The 1,540-nt window shown below is 36.2% G+C and carries 2 protein-coding genes; both read left to right on the plus strand.

From position 1 onward, the window contains the following. On the plus strand, positions 1–850 hold an 850-nt coding region (locus IQ226_RS24715; RefSeq protein ID WP_228039681.1), incomplete at its 5' end, for a DUF4351 domain-containing protein. Then, the gene (locus IQ226_RS25765) at positions 843–971 is read left to right on the plus strand and encodes a hypothetical protein (protein WP_255540004.1); all 129 of its coding nucleotides are present in this window, start codon (positions 843–845) and stop codon (positions 969–971) included. The genes IQ226_RS24715 and IQ226_RS25765, both read left to right, overlap by 8 nt. The last annotated feature ends 569 nt before the right edge of the window (positions 972–1,540 follow it).

The following is a 1,540-nucleotide window of genomic DNA, read 5'->3' on the forward strand; positions in this document are numbered from 1 at the left end:
TTGGACAAAAACCCCTGAATCTTTAGATAAAGAACTGCAAGAAATTACAGCTTCAGGAGAAACCAAAAACCGAATTACCGATAAACTGTATAAAGTTTGGTTATTAGATCAAACTCAAGTATGGATTTTAATCCACATAGAAATTCAGAGTCAATATGATGTTAACTTTGAAGAACGGATGTACATTTATAATTACCGAGCCTTCGACCTTTATCACCAATTTGTAGTAAGTGTAGCAATTTTAGGTGATACAAGTCCTAGTTGGCGACCAAATAGTTATGATAGAGCTATGTTGGATTGTGAACTAAGTTTAAAATTCCCCATAGCTAAAATTCTTGATTATGAATCAAAGTGGGATGAACTAGAAAAGAGTGATAATCCCTTTGCTATCATAGTCATGGCGCATTTAAAGACTAAAGCCACCACCAGTAATTTAACAGAAAGGGAGCAATGGAAATGGATATTAATTAGAGGACTTTATGACCGAGGCTTCACAAAAGAGAAAGTTATTAAGTTATTTAAAATCATCGACACAATGATGACTTTACCTAAACAATTACAAGCAGGATTGGTTACTAAAATTAAACATTTCGAGGAGGAAAGAAAAATGCCTTTGATTAGCCCAACAGAACAACTAGCTATGGAACGGGGAATAGAACAGGGAAGACAAAGAGAGCAACAGCTAATTATACGACAAATAAATCGGCGAGTTGGTGAAATTGAATTATCCTTGATTGACTCAATTCGTAGATTAACAATTGATAAATTAGAATTATTGGGTGAGGCTCTGTTAGATTTTTCTTCTGTTACTGATTTAGAACAATGGTTACAAAATAACCCAGATGCTTGAGATTAATCATACTTTATTAAATAGAGCGATCGCTCCTGGGAAACCGTTTTGTGAATATGAGAGGGCGATCGCTTTGGGGATATGGGATGTACCATTTTTGGGGATGATGGGGGTGCGATAGCGAAGCGCTCCGCAGGAATCGCTTCATGAAGAGTACAATTTTCTACGCACAGGAGCAAAGGGAATTTCTTTATCCTTTTGCTTGGTGGTGCAGAAAACCCCTGAAACACCTATCAATAAAGGATTATACCCGAAACAATGGATTTGGGATTTCTCAAGACATCGAACGAGGTCATTAGAAATCTCCAGAAATTAAATATGCGTATCCTAGAACCCTTGTAGAGGCGTTCCATGGAACGTCTCTACATTCTTTTTTGGAGATGTCTATTGGGTTTCAGCTTCTATTTTAACCCTTCAGGCTTTTCATTGTGAAACTCAAAAAAGTTTTCTGCACCACTAAGGCTGTTAGGAATGGTAATGGAAATAAATTCAGCTATAATACAATTAACAAGCGAGCAAAGAGTAAGACATTACAAATGATTACTGTAGAATTTCAAACCACTATCGAAAATGGGATGATAAAAATTCCCGAACAGTACCAACAACAGTTAAAACAACCCAATATAGTTAAAGTCACTCTTCAACAAGAAACCTCTGAACAATCTGGAAATTACCTCCAATATTTATTGG

Origin of the sequence: Dolichospermum sp. LEGE 00240 (genome assembly GCF_015207875.1) — a bacterium.
GTDB lineage: Bacteria > Cyanobacteriota > Cyanobacteriia > Cyanobacteriales > Nostocaceae > Dolichospermum > Dolichospermum gracile.